Below are 23052 nucleotides of genomic sequence, written 5' to 3'. Positions count from 1 at the left end.
AGCGCAGGCCCGGCCCGCCGGTCGGGTCACAGCACGAAGGCGTCGGTCCACAGCGCGCCGGAGCGGCCGGAGAGCGCGTCCAGCATGGCCACCGCCTGCCCGTCGGTGAGCTGCGCCACGAAGTCCACGATGGCGCGGCCCCGGGCGCGGCCGATGCGGTGCGGCGTACGCGGGTGCAGCTCCGCCTCGGCCAGCTCGACCAGGTCGTGCAGCCGACGGGGCAGCCGCGACTCCTCCTCCGGGTCGAGCAGCCACTCCCACAGGGCCTCCACCAGGGTGCCCAGCAGCCGGGCCTGGCCACGCTGGTGCAGGGCCAGGTCGGGGCGGGCCAGCACGAACCGGTGGTGGACGAACTTGAGCACCTGCACCTCGTGCCACTGGGCGCAGCCGAGCAGCACGTACCCGGAGCGCACCGACGGCTGGTCGGTCATCGTGATCGCCTCGACGAAGCGGGTGGACCAGCGGGCGGAGAACCGCGACACGTACTGCTCCGCCTCGATCGAGCCGTCGAACGGCATCGCCAGCAGCCCGTCCACCAGCTCCTCGCGGACGTGCTCGACGGCGGCGGCGAACGCGTCGTCGTCGGCGATCCAGGCGTCCTTGCGGTGCAGCTGGCGACGTAGCCGCTCGATCGCCGCCCCGGGCCGCCGGGAGGCGGTGGCCAGCGCCGCGTCGGTGATCGCCCGGAAGTGCCCGCTCTCGCGCTGCCAGGCCATCAACTCGGCCGACACCGCGCCCTGCTGGAGCACCCCGACCCGGTAGAAGTCCTCCACGTCGTGGATGGCGTACGCGATGTCGTCGGCGGTGTCCATGACGGACGCCTCCACGGTCTGCTGCCAGTCGGGGATGCGGCCGGCGAACGGCTCCCGGGCCTGGCGCAGGTCGTCCAGCTCCGTCCGGTACGCCCCGAACTTCAACGAGCCGCTCTCCGGGTCGTCCGGCGGCGGGGTGGCGCCGCGGGGCGGCGGGTCGAGCAGGCGTGGGTGCGGGTCGGGGTAGTCCAGCCGCGTCCACGGGTACTTCAGCATCGCCGCCCGGACCGCGGCGGTCAGGTCCAGCCCGGTGGTGGCCGCGCCCCGGATCTCGGTGCTCGTGACGATCCGGTACGACTGCGCGTTGCCCTCGAACCCGTCGGCGAGGCCGAGCCGCTGGCGGGCGAGCCGGTCGAGGACGCGCTCCCCCAGGTGCCCGAACGGCGGGTGGCCGAGGTCGTGGGCGAGCGCCGCGGCCTCCACCACGTCCGGGTCGCAGCCGCCGAGCTTGTCCAGCAGCCCGCGCCACCTGTCGTCGGCCGTCAGGCGCTCGGCGATGGCCCGGGCCACCTGGGCGACCTTCAGGCTGTGGGTGAGCCGGTTGTGCACCAGCAGCCCGGAGCCGACCGGGCTGATCACCTGGGTGACGCCGCCGAGGCGGGCGAAGAACGGCGAGCCGACGATCCGGTCCCGGTCGGCCCGGAACGGGTTGGCCGTGAGGTCGCCGAGGGCGCGGGCGCTGCCGCCGAAGAGCCGCCGGGCGCGCGGCTCCGCAGGTGATTCCATGATCGCCACGCTAGCGCAGGCCCGCCGGGGGCCGTCGGCGGATCAACCCGGCCGGGCGCGGAAGGGCCGTCCCCGCCGGGCGTCACGGGCGAGCCGGCCGGGCGCGGGGACATCGCCCGGGGACGCCCGGCACAATGCAGGCGGTACCCGCTCTTTGAAGGCGGATCGAGTCGAAGGCGGATCGAGATCGTGACCCAGTCTGTTCATCAGCGGATCGCCGACGAGCTCGGCGTGGCCGAGCGTCAGGTGCGGGCGGCCGTGGAGCTGCTCGACGGCGGCGCCACCGTGCCGTTCATCGCCCGTTACCGCAAGGAGGCCACCGGCCTGCTCGACGACACCCAGCTACGCACCCTGGAGGAGCGACTGCGCTACCTGCGCGAGCTGGACGAGCGGCGGGCCGCCGTACTGGAGTCGATCCGCGGCCAGGGCAAGCTGGACGACGCCCTGGAAGCGCAGATCATGGCCGCCGACTCGAAGTCGCGGCTGGAGGACATCTACCTGCCGTACAAGCCGAAGCGGCGGACCCGGGCGCAGATCGCCCGCGAGGCCGGGTTGGCGCCGCTGGCCGAGACGCTGCTCGCCGACCCCGGCCAGGACCCGAAGGCCACGGCCGCCGGGTTCGTCGACGCGGAGAAGGGCGTCGCCGACGTCGCCGCCGCGCTGGAGGGCGCGCGGGCGATCCTCATCGAGACCTTCGCCGAGGACGCCGACCTGATCGGCACGCTGCGCGAGCAGATGTGGTCGCGGGGCCGGCTGGTTTCCCGGGTACGCGAGGGCCAGGAGACGGCCGGCGCGAAGTTCTCCGACTACTTCGACTTCTCCGAGCCGTACCCGAAGCTGCCCTCGCACCGCATCCTGGCCATGTTCCGGGGCGAGAAGGAGGGCGTGCTCGACCTGACCATGGAGTCGGAGGAGGCCGCTGAGGCGGATGCCGTGCCGACCGGCCCGACCCGGTACGAGGCGGTCATCGCCGGAAGGTTCGGAGTGTCCGACGCGGGCCGTCCGGCCGACCGCTGGCTGGTCGACACGGTCCGCTGGGCGTGGCGTACCCGGATCCTCATCCACCTCGGCGCGGACCTGCGGATGCGGCTGTGGCAGGCGGCCGAGGAGGAGGCCGTGCGGGTCTTCGCCACCAACCTGCGTGACCTGCTGCTCGCCGCGCCGGCCGGCACCCGGCCCACGATGGGCCTGGACCCCGGCCTGCGAACCGGAGTCAAGGTGGCCGTGGTGGACGCCACCGGCAAGGTGCTCGCCACCGACACCATCTACCCGCACGAGCCACGCCGGCAGTGGGACGCGTCGATCGAGACCCTCGCCCGGCTGGCCGGGGCACACGGGGTGGAGCTGATCGCGATCGGCAACGGCACCGCCTCCCGCGAGACCGACAAGCTGGCCGGCGACCTGATCAAGCGGCACCCGCAGCTCAACCTGACCAAGGTGATGGTCTCCGAGGCCGGCGCGTCGGTCTACTCGGCGTCCGCGTACGCCTCGCAGGAGCTGCCCGGGATGGACGTGTCGCTGCGCGGCGCGGTCTCCATCGCCCGCCGCCTCCAGGACCCCCTCGCGGAGCTGGTCAAGATCGACCCTCGGTCGATCGGGGTCGGCCAGTACCAGCACGACCTCTCCGAGGTGAAGCTGTCCCGGTCGCTGGACGCGGTCGTGGAGGACTGCGTCAACGCGGTAGGGGTGGACGTCAACACCGCCTCCGCGCCGCTGCTGACCCGGGTGTCCGGGATCGGGGCCGGGCTGGCGGAGAACATCGTGCTGCACCGGGACGCCAACGGGCCGTTCCGCTCGCGTACGGAGCTGAAGAAGGTGGCCCGCCTCGGGCCGAAGGCGTTCGAGCAGTGCGCCGGCTTCCTGCGCATCCCCGACGGCGACGACCCACTGGACTCGTCGAGCGTGCACCCCGAGGCGTACCCGGTGGTGCGTCGCATCCTCGCCAGCACCGGTCAGGACCTGCGCTCGGTGATCGGCAGGAGCGCGATCCTGCGGGGGCTGCGGGCCACGGACTTCGTCGACGACCGGTTCGGCCTGCCCACCGTCACCGACATCCTCGCCGAGCTGGAGAAGCCGGGCCGGGACCCGCGGCCGGAGTTCCGCACCGCCACCTTCGTGGAGGGGGTGGAGAAGATCGGCGACCTGACGCCCGGAATGGTGCTGGAGGGCGTGGTCACCAACGTGGCCGCGTTCGGCGCGTTCGTCGACGTCGGCGTGCACCAGGACGGTCTGGTGCACGTGTCGGCGATGTCCCGGACGTTCGTGAAGGACCCCCGCGAGGTGGTGAAGTCCGGTGACGTGGTCAAGGTCCGGGTGCTCGACGTGGACGTACCCCGTAAGCGCATCTCGCTGACCCTGCGCCTGGAGGACGAGCCGGCCGCCGGCGGTGGTGGTCGGACGAGCCAGGAGGGTCGAGGCGGCCCGGCGCAGCGCGGACCACAGGGCGGACGCGGCGAGGCCGGCGGACGCGGCGGCCAGGACGGCCGAGGCGGACGCGGCGGGTCCGGCGGACGCGGCAGCCAGGGCGGGTCCGGCGGCCAGGGCGGGTCCGGCGGACGCGGCGGCCAGGGCGGACGAGGCGGGCAGCAGCGCCAGGGCGCGCCGGCGCCGGCCAACGACGCGATGGCCGAGGCCCTGCGCCGCGCCGGACTGGCCTGATCCGCCGACCGCGCGCGGTGTCCGTGTAGATCTTGGACAGTTTCCGTTCCGCGAACGGAAACTGTCCAAGATCTGGAGTTGAGCGGCGCGGCGCGGCGGAAACGGGTCGCGCGGGGGTGGGCGCGGCGACATCGACACCGGCGGGCGGTCCTGGCCGGGAACCGGTCGGGGCGGGCCGCTCGCCGACCAGGACGCGGACGTGCGGGCAGCCCTGGCCGTCAGCGGCGAACTGACCGACACCGCCGCGCTGGCCGAGGTGTGGGACCGGTGCCGGGACGTACGCCGCGACGACCCCGACGTGTGGATCCACGTCGACCTGATGCCGGGCAACCTGCTGGTCCGCGACGGTCGCCTGGTGGCGTTCATCGACCTCGACACGGTCGGAGTGGGCGACCCCGCGGTGGACCTGATGCCGGCGTGGAACCTGCTCGACGCGGGATCACGGGAGACGTACCGGCGGGCGTTGGGTGTGGACGACGCCACCTGGGAGCGGGGGCGCGGGTGGGCCCTGGAGCAGGCGATCAACGCGCTGCACTACTACGTCGAGACCAACCCGGTGATGGCGGGCATCGCGCGGCACACCCTGCGGGCCGTCCTGCGCTGAGTCGGGTCGCGTACCGTCGGCTCGTGGGTGAGGACGACGGCCGCGAGTGGCGGGAGCGGCAGCAGCGGGCGGTGCGGGCGCACGCCGACGCGGAAGCGCGACGGCGGGCCGCCGAGCAGGCGCAGGCGGCGGAGCTGGTGGCCTGGTTCGTGGCCGAGGCGACCCGGCGGGGTCTGCCCACCACACGGCTGGTCGCCCGGGGGTACGACGGGCGCGGTCGCTACCGGACCCGGTTGACCGGCTGGTACGTCGACCGGGCCGGGACCCGGGCGGTGGACACGGCCGGCCGGTTCCATCTGCTGACCGTGCCGGGCGGCCTGCGGGCCCGGTTGTTCGGCGTCGACCCGCAGCCCAGCCCGGCGCCGCTTGTCGTCGGGGCGGGCGGACGCGACGGCGAGTCGATTCCGCTGCGGACGCTGCTCACCCGGTTGCTGGACGACGGGACCGACGAGCCAGGTTCCACCACCAGAGCTGCTGCACCAGGAGCGTGAGCAGCCCGGACAGGACTATCGCGCACAGGTTGATCAGCAATTGGAGGGCCGAACCGCCGGCCTCGCCCCACACGCCGTAGGCGGCGGCGACCGCCACGTTCGCCGCGGCGGGCACGGTGGTCACCGAGATCAGCACCCCGACCAGGCTGCCCGACTTCTTCGACGTCAACGAGAGCATGCCGGCGACCCCGGCGAGCAGGCCGACGACCCAGGACAACGCGTCCGGCCGCCAGATGAAGTCGGTGAGCGGCCGGTCGGCGAGCAGCATCTCCCTGCTCACCAGACCGGCGGCGGTCAACGCCCAGGTGCTCAGCACGGTCGCCACCATGGCCGCCAGGAAGCCCACCGTCAGGGCCTGCACCGATCGGCCGATCACCGACAGTCGGCGGCGCAGCAGCGCCACGCAGAGCGCGGCGAGGGGGCCGAACTCCGGCCCGACCACCATCGCCCCGACGATGAGGATCGGCTGGTCCAGCAGCACACCGATGCCCGCGATCATGGTGGCCACCACGATCAGCACCAGGTAGGTGCCGGACAGCTCGGTCTGCTCACCGGTCTTGGCGGCGATCTCGTCCCAGACGACCGCGTCCGCGCCGCTGCCCGGCGCCCGCTCGGCCGCCCGGTCGGCCGCCGCGGAGATGGTCAGCTCGACGTCGTCGGCGGCGATGCCGCCGCTGGTGTCCACGCCGATGCGCTGCAGCCCGTGCAGCACCCCGTCGGCGCTCTCCCGCACCACGTCGCAGAGGACCAGATCGCCCTTCGGCTGCCGCGCCACACCGGGCAGCACGGCCAGGTGGGTCACCCCCGCGTTCGCGGACAGCAGGTCGACGACCTCGTCAGACCGATCCGCCGGGACGATCACCCTCAGGTGCAGCACTCGTTCTCCCTGGTGTGGACGTACCGCGGCCGGCAGCACTCTACCGGTCGTGCGGTGGCTGGTCGGAACGCGAAAGACGACCGGGTGGAATCGGCGCAGAATCGGCGAAACCACTCATCCACCGCTATAGCGGCTGCTACAACCATTGTGGTCTTTCAGCACATTTGATCGGAGGCGCCGTCCGTGGATCTCATCCACCACCGTCCGCCCGAGGCGCGCGGCGGCGGCCCGGCCGTCACCGACCCGGTCTTCCTCTCCCCGCCGGACGTCGGCGAATTGGAGGAGTCCTATCTGCTGCGCGCCTTCCGTGCCGGTCGCTTCGACCCCGAGGGCCCGGAGCTGGGCGCGTTCGAGCGGGAGGTCGCCGCGCGGGTCGGCGTCGGGCACGCGCTGGGGCTCTCCTCCGGCACCGCCGCGCTGCATCTGGCGCTGCTCACCGTCGGAGCCGGACCCGGTTCCGTGGTGGTCGTGCCCACCCTGACGTTCGCCGCCACCGCCAACGCGGTCACCTACACGGGCGCCGAACCGGTCTTCGTCGACTGCGACGCGGCTACCGGCAACCTCGACGTCGACCTGCTCTCCGACCTGCTCGGACGACTTGCCGAGGCCGGCCGGCGGGTCGCTGCCGTGCTGAGCGTGGACATCAACGGTCGCTGCGCCGACTACGACCGGCTGCTGCCTCTCTGCGCCTCGACCGGCGTCCCCGTCGTCGAGGACGCGGCGCAGGCCCTCGGCTCCACCTATCGGGGCCGCCACGCCGGCACCCTCGGCCGGGTGGGGATCTACTCGTTCAGCCACAACAAGGTGATGACCACCTCGGCCGGCGGGATGCTGGTCTCCGACGACGCCGCCCTGGTGGCTCGGGCCCGCCACCTCGCCACCCAGGCTCGCGAGCCCGTCCCGCACTACGAGCACCGCGACGTCGGCTACAACTACCGGCTCAGCACGCTGCTGGCCGCCCTCGGCCGGGCGCAGCTCAGCCGGCTGGACGCGATGATCGCCCGACGGCGGGCGCTGCGGGACCGGTACGCCCAACTCTTCGCCGCCGTGCCGGGCACCCGGATCCTCGGCGCCGGCGATCAGGGCTCGAACTGCTGGCTGACCTCCGTGGTGGTCGAGCCCGAGCGCGCCGGCTGGCAGGCCGGCCAACTGGCCGAGCACCTGGTCACCCGCGGCGTGGAGAGCCGCCCCATGTGGAAACCGATGCACCGCCAACCGGTGTACGCCGACCAGCCGGCCGCCCTGACCGGGGTCGCCGACCGCCTCTTCGCCTCCAGCCTCTCCCTGCCCAGCGGCTCCGCGCTCACCGGCGACCAGGTGGACCGGGTGTTGACGACGATCAGCGAGTTCCTCCAGGAGCACCGATGACGAGCAGCCCTCGCCCCTACGACACCGTCAAACGCGCGTTGGACGTCCTCCTGGCCGCCACCGGTCTGCTGCTGGCGGCCCCGGTGCTCACCGCCGTGGCACTGGCCGTGCTGGTCACCATGGGCCGGCCGGTGCTGTTCCGGCAGGCCCGGCCGGGCCGGCACGGCCAGTTGTTCCACCTGGTGAAGTTCCGCTCGATGACCGTCGGCGGCGAGGACAGCGCGCCGGCCAACGACGGGGAACGGCTCACCCCGTTCGGCCGGTGGCTGCGGACCACCAGCCTGGACGAGCTGCCCCAACTGTGGAACGTGCTGCGCGGCGAGATGAGTCTGGTCGGACCGCGTCCGCTGCTGCCGGCGTACCTGAGCCGGTACACGCCCGAGCAGCTCCGCCGCCACGACGTCCGGCCCGGCATCACCGGCCTCCAGCAGGCATACGGGCGCAACGCGTTGAGCTGGGAGGACCGCTTCGCGCTCGACGTGCGTTACGTGCGGCACCGCTCGCTCGCGCTGGACCTGCGCATCCTGCTCCGCACGGTACGGATCGTGCTGCGCCGCGAGGGCATCACGGCGCCGGGCGTGGCCACCGCCCGCGAGTACCTCGGCCCGTCCGAACTGGCCACCGCCGGCACCGGTCACGCTCCGGCTACGGGCCGCCGGTGAGCCTGGACATTGTCGTCGTCGGCTGCGGCGGCCACGGCCGGGAGGTGCTGGGCATCGTCCGCGCCATCAACGCCGCCGGCGGGGAGCCGGTCTGGCGGGTCCGCGGCTTCGTCGACGACCGGCCCAGCGAGGTCAACCTGAAGCGGGTGCAGCGGCTGGAGGTGCCCTACCTGGGCAGCACGGCTCGTCTCGGCGACCAGCCCGCCGGCACGTACCTGGCGCTGGGTATCGGGGACCCCGCCGCCCGGCGGGCGGTGGACCAGCGGGTGTCCGCCCACGGACTGCCCGCGGCGGTGCTGATCCACCCGGACGCGACAGTCGGCCCGGACGCCGTCTACGGCGAGGGTCTCATCGCGTTCGCCGGTGCCCGGGTCACCACGAACGTCACCCTCGGGCGGCACGTGCACCTCAACCAGAACAGCGCCGTGGCACACGACTGCGAGGTGGGGGACCACGTGTCGGTCAACCCGCTCGGCGCGGTCTCGGGCGACTGCCGGCTGGGCGACGGCGTGCTCATCGGCGCGGGCGCGGTGGTGTTGCAGGGGCTGCGCGTCGGCGCGGACGCCACCGTCGGTGCGGGCGCCTGCGTGGTCCGGGACGTGCCGGCCGGCGTCGTCGTCAAGGGAGTCCCGGCCCGGTGAGCGCGAACGGCGCCTCCGGCGGCCCGCGCGTGGGCCACCCGCACGGTGTGCGCCGGCTACGGATCGCGGTGCTTGTCAAGACCAACGCGGGCGGGACCTGGCTGCTGCCCCAGGTCGACGAGTTGCGCCACCGGGGCCACGAGGTGACGGTCGTGCTGCCCGCGGGCGCCGGCCGGCTGACCGACGAGTTGGAGCGCCGGGGCGTCGAGGTGTTGCCCTCCCCGTACGACTTCACGATGGGATGGTCCGCGCCGGTCGGGCTGCTGCGGCTGCGGTCGCTGCTGCGCCGGCTGCGCTCCGACGTGGTGCAGTACCACCTGATCGCCTCGGCGTACGCGGTGCGGCTGGCCACACTGGGCCTGCCGGTGTGCCGGGTGCACATGGTCGCCGGCCCGGCGTACCTGGAGTCCGGGTTGGTTCGCTCGGTGGAGCGGGTGCTGTGGCGACTCGACGACGTGGTGGTCTGTGGCTGCCGGTACGCCTCCGCCCGGTACGGGGAGCTGGGCTGCCCGCCGCAGCGGCGACCGGTCGCCGTGTACGGGGTGGACACCGACGCGTTCAGCCCGGACGCCACCGGCGGAGACCAGCGGGCGAAGCTCCGCGCCGAGCTGGGCATCGACCAGTCCGCGTTCCTGGCGGTGCTGGTCTCCTACGTCTACCCGCCCAAACGCCTGGTCCACTCCGGTCGCGGGGTGAAGGGGCACGACGTGCTCCTGACCGCCTGGCGGACGTTTCGCCGTCGGCACCCGGACGCGCACCTGCTGCTCGTCGGGGGCGGCTGGACGGCGGCCGGGGAGAGCTACCGGCGGCAGCTCGCCGAACGTTTCGGTGTCACCGACGATCCCGGGGTGACCTGGGTGGAGTCCGTCCCGGACGTGCGGCCCTGCTACGCCGCGGCCGACGTCAGCGTGTCCCCGTCGCTCTGCGACGGGCCGGGGGCGGCGGTGGAGGCCGGCTCGATGGGCGTGCCGAGCATCGTCAGCGCGGTCGGCGGCCTGCCCGAGGCGGTCACCGAACGCTCCGGTTGGGTGGTGGCACCGGCCGACCCGGCGGCTCTGGTGAGCGCGCTCGACGCGGCGTACCGCGCCTGGGCCGGGGGCACGCTGCCCCTGCGCGGCCGGTTGGCCCGTCGGCACGTACTGGCGTCCTTCGACGACCTGCGGGCGGCGGCCGAGGTGGCGGACATCGTCGAGGACGTGGCCGCACGACGGCGTTGAGCACTGAGCACGACGGCGGGCGGCCGGTGGCCGGTCCCGCCGGACCACCGACCGCCCCCGTGCGTCAGTGCCGGATGCCGGCCCAGTCGTGGTGCCGGCGCACGGTGGAGAGGATGAAGTCGACCACCCGCCGGGAGGTGTCGGGCACCTGGTAGTCGACCGGGCAGGGCACGCCCTGGGCGGCGACCTGCGCCACCGTCACCTCGACCGCCTCGACGACCCCCTGCGGGTCGAGGCCGGTCATGATGATGCCGCCGGCGTCGAGCGCCTCCGGTCGTTCGATCGACTCGCGCAGGGTCACCGCGGGGAAGCCGAGGATGGCCGCCTCCTCGCTGATCGTCCCGCTGTCCGACAACGTGCAGTACGCCGCGGTCTGCAGGTGTACGTAGTCGAGCAGGCCGAACGGGTCGTGGAAGGCGATGCCGTCCAGGGCTGTGGCGTCCGGGGCGAGCGCCTCCAGACGCTTGCGGGTGCGGGGGTGGGTGGAGACCAGCACCGGGAACCCCCATCGGTCGCGGACGGCGACGAGGCAGTCGAGCAGCCGCTGGAGCCGGTCGGGCCGGTCCACGTTCTCCTCGCGGTGCGCGCTGACCAGGAAGTACCGACCCCGGTCGAGTTCCAGCTGACGCAGGATCGTCGAGCTGGAGATGGGCGCCCGGTAGTGCTCCAGGACCTCCCGCATCGGCGAGCCGGTGTGCAGGATCCGGCGCGGGTGCAGGCCCTCGGCGAGCAGGTTGCGCCTGGCGTGTTCGGTGTAGACGAGATTGAAGTCGGCCACGTGGTCGACCAGCCGGCGGTTGGTCTCCTCCGGCACGTTGAGGTCGAAGCAGCGGTTGCCGGCCTCCATATGGTAGACCGGCACGCGCATCCGGCGGGCCATCAGGGCCGCGATGCAACTGTTGGTGTCGCCGAGCACCAGCAGGGCGTCCGGCCGCACCTCGGCGATCGCCGCCTCCATGCCGACCAGCACCCCGCCGAGCACCCGGCCCAGCGAGGAGGTGTCGACGCGCAGGAACCGGTCCGGTTCGCGCAGGCGCAGCTCGGAGAAGAACACGTCGGAGAGGCTGCTGTCCCAGTTCTGCCCGGTGTGCACCAGCACGTGCTCGACCGTCTCGTCGAGCCGGGCGAGCACCCGGGACAGTCGGATGATCTCCGGGCGGGTGCCGACGACTGTCATCACGCGGGTCATGGGGTCTCCCTTCGCCTGTCGCTCACCGGACGCCGGCTGGCACGCGCTGCTCGCCGCCGACCGGCTCCGGCCAGGTGTCCGGTCGCTGCGGGTCGAACAGCTCGTTGGTCCAGAAGAGGGTGAGCAGCTCGTCCGGGCCGGTGTTGGTGATGTTGTGCGCCCACATGGTCGGCATGTCGATGACGACGGGTTCGTCGCCGCTGACCGGGAACCGGACGACGTCGGTGTCGCCGACCCGGCGCAGGCTGATCTCGGCGGTGCCGCGCAGCACCACGAACCGTTCCACCTTGGCCAGGTGGAAGTGCTCGCCGCGGGTGACGCCGGGGAGGGTCGTCGAGCAGAACGTCTGCCCCGCTCCCCCGTGGGTCTTGACCGTCTCGACGAGCGCGCCCCGGGCGTCGGCCCGGCTGGGCAGGGCGAGCGGGTAGTGCGCCGGGAAGCAGTGCGACCGGTACGTGTTGAACAACCGCACGTCGTGCCTGTCGCGCAGCGGCGGGATCTCGCCGGTGCGGTAGATGCCGGCGTACGAGGTGAGCTGGTCGGCGAGGTCGCGGACCCCGATGCGCAGCGCCGGCATCCCCGGGTCCCAGGAGCCGCCCGCCGCCATGCCGGCCAGCCGGGCCGCCGCGTCGGTGACGTGCACCAGGTCCATCTCCCGGTCGGCGTGCACCTCGGGCCGGCCACCCTCGGCGAGCACCCGGCAGAAGGTGGCGACCGCCGAGTTGTACCAGGGCCGGCCGTGTTCGCCGTACAGGTTGGGCAGCAGCACGTCGTCCAGCGCCACACCGGTTTCGGCGAGGATGCCGGCGGCGGTGGCCTTGGCATCGCCGTACGGGGTGCCGTTGCCGGCCTGGACCGAGTTGGCGAAGACCACCCCGGCCGGCGGTTCCGGGCAGGCCCGCAGGCCGTTGGCGAGCTGCGCGGCGAGCTGCACGTTGCCGGCCGCCACGTCGGCGGGCTCGCCGCGGTTGACCCCGGCCAGGTGCAGTACCCGGTCCACCCCGGCGATCCGGCGGGCGACCACCGCCGGGTCGGCCAGGTCGGTGCGGGTGAGCACGATCGGCTCGGGCCAGCCGAGCGCGTGCAGCAGGACGCGCACGTGCCAGCCGAGGAAACCGCCGGCGCCGGTGACGGCGAGCCTCAGCACGCCAACACCGGATCGCGCAGCGCCAGCTCCGCCCGGACCTCCGGCAGCGTCCGGAGCAGCTCCACCACCTCGGGTACGCCGAGCCGGGTGGCGTTTGCCGAGTTGAAGTCCTCGCGGGGAGTGTCGCCCAGGTCGCCCTCGGAGACGTAGAGCGCGTAGTTGAGGTCCCGGGCGTCCAGCGGCACCCGGAAGAAGTCGCCGAAGTCGTCCGCCTGGGCCAGTTCCTCATGACTCGCCAGGGTCTCGTGCCACTTCTCGCTGTGCCGCACGCCGATCACGTCCAGCTTGAACGGCACGTCGAAGATCTGGCAGACCGCCTCGGCGAGGTCACCGATGGTGCAGGCGGCGGCCTTGCGGATGAACACGTCGCCGGGGCGGGCGTGGTGGAACGCGTGCTCGACCAGGTCGACCGAGTCGGCAAGCGACATGAGGAAGCGGGTCATGGCGGGTTCGGTGACGGTGGGCGCGCGGCCGGCCTTGATCTGCTCGATGAACAGCGGGATCACCGAGCCGCGGGAGTACATCACGTTGCCGTACCGCACGCAGGAGACGGTGGTGGAGCTGGTCGGGTTGTTCCGGGCGTACGCCTGGGCGACCTTCTCCATCAGCGCCTTGCTCATGCCCATGGCGTTCACCGGGTAGACGGCCTTGTCGGTGCTGAGGACGACCACCGAGCTGACCCCGTTGTGCGCGGCGGCCTCGACCACGTTGCCGCTGCCGAGGATGTTGGTGCGTACCGCTTCGAGGGGGAAGAACTCGCAGGACGGCACCTGCTTGAGCGCCGCCGCGTGGAAGACGAAGTCGACGCCCCGGGTGGCGCGCAGCACGGTGTCGACGTCGCGTACGTCACCGATGTGGTAGCGCACCCGCTCGTCGCCTATCGACCGGCGCATGGCGTCCTGCTTGGCCTCGTCCCGACTGAGGATCCGCACCTCGGCGACGTCACGGTCGAGCAACCGCCGGGCCATGGTCTGTCCGAAGGATCCGGTCCCGCCGGTGATCAACACCCGGCGACCCGCGGTCATCACGCTCATTGGTTCTCCCGTTCGTCATCCGACGGGCGGCTTCCACCCGCCATCCCCGGGCGGAGCACGACGCGCCACGTTCCGGGGCACCGGCCTCCGGCGGTCAGGTTCGACTGCGCGCCGGATACGGCACCCGGGTCAACGAATGCTCTGAGGAGCAGATACGTGTTCGGTGGCAAAGGGGTGCAATTACCCACCAGAGCCATAAAGACCGTGCGCTTATGCGATGAATGAGCCTCTTCACGGCCTGTTACCTGATACAAACGGATCCGTGCCGCCCTCGGCGTGACCGGGGGGAGCACACCATTCCCGGGCCCACCGCCACGTGGGGCCGCATCCGGTACGTCCTCCGAAGGAGCCCCATGCCGCGCGGTCACCTGTCCGGCCCGGTCTCGGAACCCGAGCCGGGGCGCCGCCGATGACCGCCGCGCCACCGGGGACCGGGCCCGCGACCACCCCCCGCTACCGCACCACCACCGGCGAACCGCTGGTGCCGGCCGCCGGTCGACGCCGCCGTGCGGCGGATGCCCACCCCGTACCCCCGCCGTCCGAACCCGCCGGCAGCCTGCCCGCCGTGCTGACCCTGTGCGTGGTCGCCTTCCTGGCGGCCCGCCCGCCGTGGTGGTCGTTCAACTACGGCGCGATCCTCGCGGTGATCGCGATCGTGCTGACCGGTCGCCTGCCCAGGCTGGGCAAGCTCGACGTCGTCGCGCTGCTCACCGGCGGCTGGGCCGCCGCCAGCCTGCTCTGGAGCAGCCGGACCGACCTCACCGGACCCGCCGCCTACCGCTACATCTCCGTCTGCGTGCTCTTCGTGGCCTGCCGGCACGTCGTCCGCGGAAGGCGGGACCTGCTGCTGGTCGGCTGGACGTACCTGGGCGGATGTGCGGTGGTCGCCGTCGAGGTGGCCACCGGCGCCCGGTCCCAGGGGCAGGTGCTGCTGTTCGCCGAGCGGTACGGCGTCGACGGCAAGGAGGTGAACGTCACCGCGTACACCCTGGCCGTCGGGGTGGCGCTGGCCCTGGTGCTCGCCGCGGCCGGCGCGCACCGGCGGCTGCTGCGCCTGGCCCCGCTGGCGTTGATCGTCCTGCTCGGGTACGCCGTGCTGCTCACCGGATCGCGGGGCGCCGCCATCGGCGTCCTGCTCGGCCTCGTCGCCGCGCTCGCCACCCGGATCGCGCCCCGACTGACCGCGCTCACCGTCGCCGGCTTCGCCGCCGCGCTCATCGCGCTGGTGCCGTTCGGGCTGGCGCCGAAGGCCGAGCTGCTCTGGCTCGACGGCCTGTACGGGCGGCCCACCGGCGACATCTCCGGCCGCCTGTCGATCTGGCCCTACGCGCTGTCCACCTGGTCCGAGTCGCCGCTGGCCGGCTCCGGGGCGGGCGTGTTCATCGGCACCAACCCCTTCGAGATCGGCCCGCACAACCTGCTGCTCACCGTCGGCAACGATCTGGGTCTGGTCGGCGTCGCGCTCTACTTCGCGACGATGGCCGGGGCGCTCGTCGTCACCGCCCGCACCGGCCGGGCCGGGCTCCTGACCGCCTGCGCGTTCGTCGGGGTCATGCTGCCGATCTGCCTGACCGGCCAGTGGGAGACGTCGCTCGCCTTCTGGATGGCACTGGCGCTGGTCACGGTCCTGCCCGGAATCTGGGGCCCCCGGCGGCCCAGGGGCATCGCTCCCCGACACGCCCACACCCGTCGCCGACGCCCGACCACCGTCGCGCCGACGATCACGGTCGCCGGCCGGACGGTGGCGACCGGCCGGTAGCGCCGCCGGCGGGGACCGGCCTCAACCGACGTCCGACCCCTCCAACGCGACGGCCCGCCCGGGTCGGGGCGCCAGCGCCGCGCCGGCCGGTCGACCCGCCGCCTCCCGCAGCACTTCCGCGAAGCGGGCCGCCACCCGGTCGGTGCGGTGGTGACGCACCGCGTACGCCAGCCCTCGCCGGCCCAGGCGGGCCCGCAGGTCCGCGTCGGCGCAGAGCGGGCCGAGCGCGGCGGCGAGGGCAGCCGGATCGTCGTGTCCGACCACCGCACCGGCGTCGGCCGCCGCCAGGTGCGCCATCGAGGCCAACTCGGCCGGGCCGAACCCGAGGACGGGACGACCGGCCGCCAGGTACTGCGGGATCTTGGTGGAGAGCGAGTAGCGGGTGTACCGACGGTGCTCGGCGGCGAACGACTCGACGTGCACCAGCACATCGGCCCCGCGCAACACCCCGGCGACCTCGTCGCTGGCCAGCGACCGACCCAGGTGGACGGCGGGCATCCCGGCGAACGCACCGGCGTAGCGCCCGACGTCGACCGCCGGGGCGTGCACGGTCAGGCGCGCCGGCGTGCCCCGGGCCGCCAGCCGACCGACCGCCTCGCCGACCCGGCGCAGCGACCGCCACCGGTCCAGGTGCAGCCCACCCACGTAGACCAGCTCGACAGGGGTGCCGGCCGACCGGTCCGGCGCACGCCCTCCGGGGTCGGCGAAGTCGGCGGCGTCGACACAGTTGCCGAAGGCGGCGAACGGCAGCCGGTAGCGGCGTTCGAACTCCCGCGCCATCGCCTCGCTGATCCCCATCCCGTACGAGGAGTGCCGCAGAACGTCGCGGAACCCGGCGCGGACGGCGAGCCGGGGCAGACCCAGCACCTGGCCACCGGTGTAGAGCGTCGTGGGCCAGTCGTCCATGAAGTGCGGGACCAGCGGCACCCGGCACTCCTGCGCGGCGGCGACCGCGAGGCGCATGATCCGGATGCTGCCCAACGTCGTGTAGACCACGTCCGGTCGTTGGTCGCGCACCCACCGGCGCACGTCGGCGGGGACGCGGACCGGGCTGAGGTCGACGAGGGCCCGCAACTGGGTGCGCAGCTGGGCGCGCACCGCGCCGGGCGCCGGATTCCGGGCCCCGGCGACCGGGCCCGCCCCGGCGGCCGAGCCGACCGGGCCCGTGAGGCTGGTCGAGCCGACCGGCGCCGCCACACCGGCCGAGCCCTTCACGACCGCCCGGAGTGGCCGGCGGACGCGTTCCCACTGCCGGAACAGGTGGTACTCCACCGGGGCGTTGCGCGGCGCGAACCTCGCGAACGTGCCCACCGCGTCCGGGTCCGGGGCGCGGTCCTCGGCGTAGAGCTGCGCGAGTCGATCCGCCGGCCAGCCGGTGAACAGGTTCGACAGGGTGATGCCGGTGCCGGTGGAGCGGTCGAACACGGCCGCGCTCACCACGAGCACGCGGGGATACTCGTCAACGCGCACTGTCCACCAGTCCCTCCTCGACGGCCGGGCCGCGGTGGCGCCGCAGCGTCCGGCGATATCCGTACAACGCCGCCGGGGCGACGGTAAGCGCGTAGCCGACGGCGCCCACCCAGGGCACGGCGGCGACGCCGAGCCGGTCGGCGGCGAACCACTTGCCGAGCACCGAGAGCACCAGGAACGCCGCCCAACCGCACAACTGCGGGACGAGGACTCCTCCGGCGTTCTGCACCATGAACCGTGGCGAGAGCGCCGACTGCAACAGCCACCAGACGCCCAGCCCGGCGAGCAACCACCGGTCGCCGCCCATCGGCACCGGCAGCCAGGCGGCGAACAGCCGGTCGCCGACGGCCACCAGCGCCACCGCGGGCAGGCCGGCGGCGAGCACGGACAGCACTGTCATCCGCCGCGTGGTCCGCCGCACCCAGTCCACCTGCCCCTGCGCCAGGGCCTCGCCGTTGGCCGGCCAGAGCGGCACGTTGACCAGGACGACGAGCTGGCCGAGCTGGGACAGCAGCTTGGCCGGCACCACGTACCCGGCCACCGCGGACAGGCCCAGCGCGTGCGCGATGATCAGCGTGTCGGCGTTGGTGGCGAACGAGATGACCACGGTGAGCACGAAGAACAGCCCGCTGAGCCGGGTCAGCTCCACGGCGGTGTCGACCCGCACGGCACTGGGCGCGGGCCGGATCCGCGGCTCCTGCCGGCCGAAGAACCACAGCGTGTTGAGCAGGTTGACAAGCAGCGGCGTGGCGACCGAGACGGCCACCACCAGGATCGGCGACCAGCCGGCCCCGACCACACCCAGCACCGCGCCGAGCGCGGCCAGGCTGCCGGTGGTCTGCCAGACGTTGCTCCGGCCGACCTGCTGGTAGGCGTACTGGACCCGGGCGATCAGGCTGAGCGGGACGTTCAGGGCGAACGCGGTGAGGCAGATCAGCGAGATCATCCGGGTCTGCTCCGGGGTGACCTGACCTGTCACGTTGAACAGCGCCGACCACGGCACAGCGCCGGAGCAGGCCCAGAGCACACCGGTGAGAGCGAGCGCGAGCACCGACAGGGTCAGGTATGCGCTGGAGATGTAGCGACGGGCCAGGACGGTGTCGCCGTGGGCGTAGCAGGGGGCCAGCTTGGTCATCAGCCCGCTGCCCAGCCCCAGGTCGGCGAAGGCCGCCATGCCGGCCAGCGCGGCGACAGCCATCCACAGGCCGTACAGGTCGTTGCCGAAGTAGGGCAGCGTCACCGGCACCAGCACGATCGGCACGACCAGCCCGGCCAGCCGGCTGAGCAGCGCGGTGGCGACGCCGGAGAGCAGCCGGCGGCCACGGTCGGGGCGACGGCGGTGAGCGCCCGGTGGGCGGGCGCGCCGGGTCCGCTCCGCGACCCCGGACGACATCGGCGTCCCTACTGGCCCGCGAGCACGTGACCGGACATCCACGCCACCGTGCGCTCGAGGCCGGTGCGCAGCGGCACCGGCCGTACGGCGGGAAACAGCTCCCGCAGGCGGGCGCAGTCGGCCTGGGAGTCCCGCACGTCGCCCGGGCGCGGCGGCTCGTGCACCACTGACAACGGCCGGCCCAGGATGTCCTCCAGGTCGGCGACCAGGTCGAGCAGCGAGACCCGCGCGCCGAAGGCCAGGTTGACCACGTCGGTGGTGGACACCCGGCGCACGATGGCGTCGACGAGCACCGAGGTGACACTGCCGACGAAGGTGAAGTCGCGCGTCTGTCGGCCGTCGCCGTGCACCCGCAGCGGCTCGTCGGCGAGCGCGGCGGCAATGAAGCGGGGCAGCACCGCGGCGTACGCGTGGTGCGCGGCCTGCCGTGGGCCGAAGACGTTGAAGAAGCGGAACGGCAGCACCGCCAGGTCGTAGCAGGCCGCGTAGGCGACCGCGTACGCCTCGGCGGCCAACTTGGACACCGCGTACGGCGAGACCGGGACGGGTCGCAGCCCCTCCTGGCGGGGCAGCACCGGGTTCGCGCCGTAGACCGACGAGGACGACGAGAGGATCACCTGGCGTACGTCGTGGCGGCGGGCCGCCTCCAGCACCATGAGCGTCCCGGTCGCGTTGGCGTGGTGGCTGGGCAGCGGCCGGTCGATGGAGCGCGGCACCGAGCCGAGGGCAGCCAGGTGCACGACGCTCGTCGCGCCGGCGAACGCCTCGTCGAGCAGATCCGGGTCGAGCACGGTACCCCGGTGCAGCCGGACCGGCTGGCCGTCCAGGTTGTCGAGCAGGCCGGTGGAAAGGTCGTCCACGACCACGATCTCGGTCACCTGCGGGGTGTCGGCGAGCGCCCGCACCAGGTTGGCGCCGATGAAGCCGGCACCCCCGGTCACCACTACTCTCAACGATCTCCCCGTTTCGACTCGGCCGGCGGGCCGCCCGGCGACGCGATGCCCGCCCGGCGGCACGGTGGTGGTGACCGCGCGACGGCCCACCAGTGTGACAACGAGCGCTGTTCCTGCAAGTCACGCAAAACGGACCGGTGGCGCGTGTCCTTCGTCGCCGTCCGTCCGTTGTGTGCCCCGGGTGGGCGAGTCGACGGGAGGGCCCGGGCATGCGGATCGGACTGATCAGTCAGTGGTACCCGCCGGAGAGCACGTTCGTGCCCGGTCAACTGGCCACGGAGCTGGCCCGACGCGGCCACGACGTACGGGTGCTGACCACCTTCCCGAGCCTGCCGCTCGGGCGGACCTATCCCGGCTGGCGGCAGCGGTGGAACCATCGGGCCTCCGACCGGGGCGTGACCGTACGCCGGGTTCCGGCGTACCCGAGTCACGACCGTTCCGGCCTGCGCCGGGCGGCGAGCTATCTCTCGTTCGCGGCCACCAGCACCGTGGCCGCCCCGCGACACCTGCACGGCGTCGACGCGCTGTACGTCTACCACCCGCCGCCCACCTCGTACGCCGCCGCCGGCCTGCTGCGCCTGTTGCGGGGCGTACCGACCGTGCTGCACGTGCAGGACCTGTGGCCGGAGTCGGTGACGACGTCCGGGATGGCGCCGAGCGGGGTGGCCGGCCGGGCGCTGGACCGCCTGCTCACCGCCACCATGCGCCGGATCTACGCCTCCTGCGCGGGCATCGCGGTGATCGCGCCGGCGATGGCGGAACAGGTGGTCGAGCGGGGCGTGGACCCGGGTGCGGTGCGTACCGTCTTCAACTGGACCGACGAGGCGCTGTTCCGGCCGGTGCCCGGCACCGACGCCGCCCGCCGGGCGATCGGCCACCGCGGCCGCACCACAGTGATGTTCGCCGGCAACCTGGGCCTGTTGCAGGGCGTCGACGTGGCGATCCGCGCGGCGGCGGCCGTGCCGGACGCGGTGGATCTGGTCTTCGTCGGCACCGGGCTGGGTGCGGAACAGGCCCGGCAGCTCGCCGGCGAGCTGTGCGCGGACAACGTCCGGTTCCTCGGTCGCCGTCCGCCCGCCGAGATGGCCGAGCTGTACGCCGCCGCCGACTACCAGTTGGTCATGCTGCGTGATCTGCCGTGGTTACGCGGGACGGTTCCGTCGAAGTTGCAGGCCGCGCTGGCCTGCGGTGTGCCGGTGCTGATGTCGGCCGACGGCGACGCCGCGCGCCTGGTCAGCGCCGGTGGGGCGGGGCTGGTCTGCCCGCCGGACGACTGGCGGGCGCTTGCCGACCAGTTCGTCGCCGCGGCCGAGGTGCCGCGCGAGCAGCGGGTGGTGATGGGCCAGCGGGGCCGTCAGCTCTATGTGGACCGGATGTCGTTGCGGGTCGGCGTCGACCAGATCGAGGATCTGCTCAGCAAGGCCGCCGCCAGCGGGCGGGGCTGACCCCGCTGACGTCGAGCCCTCCGGGCACGCCTCGCGGCCTGGGCGGTCGCGGCGACCGATGACCCGTCGACGCCGATGAGCAGTCAGTCCGGCCGCTGCGGGAGCGTCGCACCGACGACGGCCGGGGCGCCACGCTGCTCGGTCAGCCCGGTCTGCCCGGTCAACCCGGCCAGGAAGTCGCGCATCCGGCTACCCTGCGCGGTCGGGTTGCGGGTCTCCCGCACGAAACGCGCCCCGCCCGCGCCCAGCGCCCGCGCCTGCGCCACCGGCAGGTCCAGCAACCGGCCGATCGCCGCGCGCAGGCCGTCGGGGGTGTCCGGCTCGGCGTACGACAGCCAGGGCGCGTACGCGGGCGGGATGCCGGGCAGTCGGGTGCTCACCACCGGCACGCCTGCGGCGAGATACTCGATGATCTTCGACGGGAACGACCAGCGGACGAAGTCCTGGTCCACGGGGCGTGGATTCACCAGCACGGCGGCGCGGCGCAACCGGGGCAGCAGCTCCGCCCGGGGCAGCAGCTCGGGCGGCACGATGCGCTGGTTCACGGCCGCCTGCTCGCGCAGCCAGCCGGCCAACTCGCCCCGCCCGTACAGGCACAGCCGCAGGTCGTCCCCGGGCAGGCCGCGGAACGCCTCGACGAGCCGATCGACGCCGTAGGCGCGGCTGAGCCCGCCGGCGTAGACGATGTCGCGCGTCGACCCGGCGCTCGCGGGCCGGTCGGCGGCGGCCGGTTCGGCCCAGATGCCCTCCATGACCAGCCGGGGACGGCCCGGGGCGAAGTCGTCGGCGAGCGCGGGGGTCAGGGCGATCACGCCGGAACAGCGGGCGAGGGCGGCTCGGACCAGCGCGACATCGAGCCCGCGCAGCAGCCGGACCAGGCGACCGTCGGTGGGGAGCGCGACACCGGGCGGGTCGGTGAGCACCGGCACGACCCGGACGCCGCGCCGCCGGGCCCGCAGCACGCCGAACCACAGGAAGGGCGAGTGCACCCCGTGCACCAGCAACACGTCGGTGTCCCGCTCGCGCAGCGCCCGGCCCCCGGTGCGCCAGGCGGCCACGAAGCGGGTCAGGTGCTTGAGACCGAGCAGGTTGACGAATGCCAGCAGTTGACCGTCCACGTCGTCCTGCCGGAAGTGGCCGGCCCGGAAACGGACCTGCCGGTTGCCGGGCCAGCCCGAGACCGGCGCCGCCGAGAGCAGGTGCACCGGACAACCGGCGGCCCGCAGCGCGCGGACCAGACCCCAGGCGAAGGTGTGGGTCTGCGTCGGCATGATGGTGTCGCGGGCCATGATCTCGGCGAGCACGTCGTCGGGCACGGTGAAGCCCAGGAACGTGACGCTCGGGCCGCCCGGCGGCGTCACGCCCGCTCCCCGAGCACCCGCTGGTAGACGCGGTCCAGAGCGCCAAGCATGACGTCGAGGCTGTAGCCCTCGGCGACCACCTTGCGGCCCAACTCCCCCAGGTGCCCGCGCTCCCCGGGGTCGTCGAGCAGCGGAGCCAGCGCGGCGGCGAGGGCGTCCGGGTCACCCGGTGGCACCAGCCGACCACCGCCGGAGCGCAGCACCTCCACGTTGCCGCCCACCGCCGACGCGACCACCGGCAGCCCGTGCGCCATCGCCTCCAACAACGCGTTGGAGAGGTTCTCGTGCAGGGTCGGGAAGACGAAGAGATCCGCCGCGGCGAGCAGGTCGGGCACGTCGAGCCGGTTGCCGAGCAGGCGTACCTCGACCTCGCCGGAGTGGGCCAGCGCGGCCGACACCCCGTCGCGGTCTGGCCCGTCGCCCGCGACAAGCAGCACCCGGCGCGCGGTCGTCGGCGGCCTGCCGGCGGTGGACGGTGGCAGGCGCCGCAGCGCGTCGGCGAGGACGCCGAAGCCCTTCTCCCAGGTCAGCCGGGACACCGCGATCATGGCCACGTCGTCGGGCCGCAGCCCCAGGTCGGCGCGCACGCGGTCGCGCGCGGCGCGCGGGTGCGCCGGCAGCGGTACCCCGTTGGGGATCACTCCGACGAACTTCGGGCCCAGGCGGCGCAGGAAGTCCCGACCGGCGGCGTACTCGCAGACCGCGCCGACGTGGCTGGCCAGCCGCAGCGTCGCGGGCTCGGCCCCGTGTACGAGCGCCCGGCGCTTCCAGGCGGGCCCGGGCTGACGCAGGTCGCGTACGGTCCCGTGCACGGTGACAAGGACACGGGGACAGCCGGCGAGCCGGGCGGCGAGGACACCGTGGAAGCCCTCGTTCTGCAGCCCTCGCACGTGCACCAGTGCGGGTCGTACCCGACGCAGCAGACGCACCCACTCCCGCAGCAGCGGCACGTTCAGGCTGCCGTTGCCCGCGTGCTGGTGCATCCGGACGAACTCGTAGCGCTCGGCCAGGGACGAGGAGAGCACCCGCTGCACGGCGGTCAGCGGCCCGTTGGCGCCCGGGGTTCCGGCCGAGTGCTGCACGACCACCGGCCTCGTCACGGCTCGACTCCACGTGACGACGGAGGGCACCGGTGGTCGGGCGCGGTGCGACGCTGCATGGCCTCTCATTCCGACGGCGGCTCGGAGTCGGGCCGGATCCGGCCCGACGACAGCACATGTACGGCAACTGCGGCGCGGCGCGCGA

The 23052-nt window shown here is 73.6% G+C and carries 19 protein-coding genes; 9 read left to right on the top strand and 10 right to left on the bottom strand.

The annotated features are described in order from the left end of the window. Positions 1–26: 26 nt before the first annotated feature. Entirely contained in the window at positions 27–1538 is a 1512-nt protein-coding gene (locus tag MILUP08_RS12030) for a deoxyguanosinetriphosphate triphosphohydrolase family protein (RefSeq protein ID WP_007457944.1), read from the bottom strand. Positions 1539–1727: 189 nt separating this feature from the next. Here MILUP08_RS12030 and MILUP08_RS12025 point away from each other — a divergent pair, with 189 nt between their 5' ends. The 3 genes from MILUP08_RS12025 (at position 1728) to MILUP08_RS12015 (ending at position 5291) form a co-directional block, all read left to right on the top strand. Then, positions 1728–4196, top strand: coding sequence for a Tex family protein (locus MILUP08_RS12025; protein ID WP_007457943.1), 2469 nt, complete (start codon positions 1728–1730; stop codon positions 4194–4196). A 130-nt stretch (positions 4197–4326) separates the two neighbouring features. Beyond that, positions 4327–4800 (top strand): phosphotransferase, encoded by a 474-nt coding sequence (locus MILUP08_RS12020; protein ID WP_144056906.1) that lies wholly within the window; start codon positions 4327–4329, stop codon positions 4798–4800. A gap of 23 nt (positions 4801–4823) precedes the next feature. After that, positions 4824–5291: a hypothetical protein gene (locus tag MILUP08_RS12015; protein WP_007457938.1), complete on the top strand. Its 468-nt coding sequence runs from the start codon at positions 4824–4826 to the stop codon at positions 5289–5291. Here MILUP08_RS12015 and MILUP08_RS12010 read toward each other — a convergent pair. Next, a complete protein-coding gene (locus MILUP08_RS12010; protein WP_007457936.1) occupies positions 5221–6168 on the bottom strand; it encodes a DUF389 domain-containing protein in 948 nt (315 codons plus the stop codon). The two genes, MILUP08_RS12015 and MILUP08_RS12010, sit on opposite strands and share 71 nt — an antisense overlap. 183 nt (positions 6169–6351) lie before the next feature. Here MILUP08_RS12010 and MILUP08_RS12005 point away from each other — a divergent pair, with 183 nt between their 5' ends. The 4 genes from MILUP08_RS12005 to MILUP08_RS11990 are packed head-to-tail and all read left to right on the top strand — an operon-like array spanning position 6352 to position 10056. Then, positions 6352–7536, top strand: a complete 1185-nt coding sequence (locus tag MILUP08_RS12005) for a DegT/DnrJ/EryC1/StrS family aminotransferase (protein ID WP_007457934.1) — start codon at positions 6352–6354, stop codon at positions 7534–7536. Beyond that, positions 7533–8198 (top strand): sugar transferase, encoded by a 666-nt coding sequence (locus tag MILUP08_RS12000; protein WP_007457931.1) that lies wholly within the window; start codon positions 7533–7535, stop codon positions 8196–8198. The genes MILUP08_RS12005 and MILUP08_RS12000 overlap by 4 nt, the downstream gene beginning before the upstream one ends. Beyond that, positions 8195–8839, top strand: coding sequence for an acetyltransferase (locus MILUP08_RS11995; RefSeq protein ID WP_007457929.1), 645 nt, complete (start codon positions 8195–8197; stop codon positions 8837–8839). The genes MILUP08_RS12000 and MILUP08_RS11995 overlap by 4 nt, the downstream gene beginning before the upstream one ends. Next, on the top strand, positions 8836–10056 hold the full coding sequence (locus tag MILUP08_RS11990; protein ID WP_007457925.1) for a glycosyltransferase: 1221 nt from the start codon (positions 8836–8838) through the stop codon (positions 10054–10056). Before MILUP08_RS11995 ends, MILUP08_RS11990 begins: the two co-directional genes overlap by 4 nt. A 64-nt stretch (positions 10057–10120) precedes the next feature. On the opposite strand, the gene wecB is transcribed toward MILUP08_RS11990, so the two are convergent. The 3 genes from wecB to MILUP08_RS11975 are packed head-to-tail and all read right to left on the bottom strand — an operon-like array spanning position 10121 to position 13426. Continuing rightward, a complete protein-coding gene (wecB, locus tag MILUP08_RS11985) occupies positions 10121–11245 on the bottom strand; it encodes a non-hydrolyzing UDP-N-acetylglucosamine 2-epimerase (RefSeq protein ID WP_007457923.1) in 1125 nt (374 codons plus the stop codon). A gap of 22 nt (positions 11246–11267) precedes the next feature. Further along, the gene (locus MILUP08_RS11980; protein WP_007457921.1) at positions 11268–12392 is read right to left on the bottom strand and encodes a polysaccharide biosynthesis C-terminal domain-containing protein; all 1125 of its coding nucleotides are present in this window, start codon (positions 12390–12392) and stop codon (positions 11268–11270) included. Then, positions 12386–13426 (bottom strand): polysaccharide biosynthesis protein, encoded by a 1041-nt coding sequence (locus MILUP08_RS11975; RefSeq protein WP_007457918.1) that lies wholly within the window; start codon positions 13424–13426, stop codon positions 12386–12388. The genes MILUP08_RS11980 and MILUP08_RS11975 overlap by 7 nt, the downstream gene beginning before the upstream one ends. A gap of 409 nt (positions 13427–13835) precedes the next feature. On the opposite strand from MILUP08_RS11975, the gene MILUP08_RS11970 reads away from it, so the two are divergent. Then, positions 13836–15185, top strand: coding sequence for an O-antigen ligase family protein (locus MILUP08_RS11970; protein WP_007457912.1), 1350 nt, complete (start codon positions 13836–13838; stop codon positions 15183–15185). 21 nt (positions 15186–15206) lie between these two features. Here the strand turns inward: MILUP08_RS11970 and MILUP08_RS11965 are convergent, their stop codons facing one another. From MILUP08_RS11965 to MILUP08_RS11955, 3 genes are read right to left on the bottom strand one after another with little or no spacing between them, the layout of a single operon-like run. Next, the gene (locus MILUP08_RS11965; RefSeq protein WP_007457910.1) at positions 15207–16655 is read right to left on the bottom strand and encodes a glycosyltransferase family protein; all 1449 of its coding nucleotides are present in this window, start codon (positions 16653–16655) and stop codon (positions 15207–15209) included. Next, entirely contained in the window at positions 16645–18048 is a 1404-nt protein-coding gene (locus MILUP08_RS11960; RefSeq protein ID WP_007457908.1) for a lipopolysaccharide biosynthesis protein, read from the bottom strand. The genes MILUP08_RS11965 and MILUP08_RS11960 overlap by 11 nt, the downstream gene beginning before the upstream one ends. Positions 18049–18056: 8 nt before the next feature. Then, a complete protein-coding gene (locus tag MILUP08_RS11955; RefSeq protein WP_007457906.1) occupies positions 18057–18989 on the bottom strand; it encodes an NAD-dependent epimerase/dehydratase family protein in 933 nt (310 codons plus the stop codon). A gap of 221 nt (positions 18990–19210) precedes the next feature. On the opposite strand from MILUP08_RS11955, the gene MILUP08_RS11950 reads away from it, so the two are divergent. Next, complete coding sequence (locus tag MILUP08_RS11950; RefSeq protein WP_007457905.1) at positions 19211–20446, top strand: glycosyltransferase family 4 protein; 1236 nt, start codon at positions 19211–19213, stop codon at positions 20444–20446. Between the two features lie 83 nt (positions 20447–20529). Here the strand turns inward: MILUP08_RS11950 and MILUP08_RS11945 are convergent, their stop codons facing one another. Then, positions 20530–21807 carry a glycosyltransferase family 4 protein gene (locus MILUP08_RS11945; protein WP_007457903.1) on the bottom strand — a complete coding sequence of 426 codons (1278 nt, stop codon included), beginning with the start codon at positions 21805–21807 and terminating at the stop codon, positions 20530–20532. After that, positions 21804–22907, bottom strand: coding sequence for a glycosyltransferase family 4 protein (locus MILUP08_RS11940; protein WP_007457901.1), 1104 nt, complete (start codon positions 22905–22907; stop codon positions 21804–21806). Before MILUP08_RS11940 ends, MILUP08_RS11945 begins: the two co-directional genes overlap by 4 nt. Between the last annotated feature and the right edge of the window lie 145 nt (positions 22908–23052).

This window comes from Micromonospora lupini str. Lupac 08 (assembly GCF_000297395.2).
Taxonomy (GTDB): domain Bacteria; phylum Actinomycetota; class Actinomycetes; order Mycobacteriales; family Micromonosporaceae; genus Micromonospora; species Micromonospora lupini.
The sequence above is the reverse complement of the archived record's forward strand: the minus strand, read 5'-3'. Positions and strand labels throughout refer to the sequence as shown.

What these genes read in the sequence shown, in the direction of transcription:
- MILUP08_RS12030 (WP_007457944.1), bottom strand. Translation starts at nt 1,538, where the DNA reads ATGGAATCACCTGCGGAGCCGCGCGCCCGGCGGCTCTTCGGCGGCAGC.
- MILUP08_RS12000 (WP_007457931.1), top strand. Translation starts at nt 7,533, where the DNA reads ATGACGAGCAGCCCTCGCCCCTACGACACCGTCAAACGCGCGTTGGAC.
- wecB (WP_007457923.1), bottom strand. Translation starts at nt 11,245, where the DNA reads ATGACCCGCGTGATGACAGTCGTCGGCACCCGCCCGGAGATCATCCGA.
- MILUP08_RS11975 (WP_007457918.1), bottom strand. Translation starts at nt 13,426, where the DNA reads ATGAGCGTGATGACCGCGGGTCGCCGGGTGTTGATCACCGGCGGGACC.
- MILUP08_RS11970 (WP_007457912.1), top strand. Translation starts at nt 13,836, where the DNA reads ATGACCGCCGCGCCACCGGGGACCGGGCCCGCGACCACCCCCCGCTAC.
- MILUP08_RS11960 (WP_007457908.1), bottom strand. Translation starts at nt 18,048, where the DNA reads ATGTCGTCCGGGGTCGCGGAGCGGACCCGGCGCGCCCGCCCACCGGGC.
- MILUP08_RS11950 (WP_007457905.1), top strand. Translation starts at nt 19,211, where the DNA reads ATGCGGATCGGACTGATCAGTCAGTGGTACCCGCCGGAGAGCACGTTC.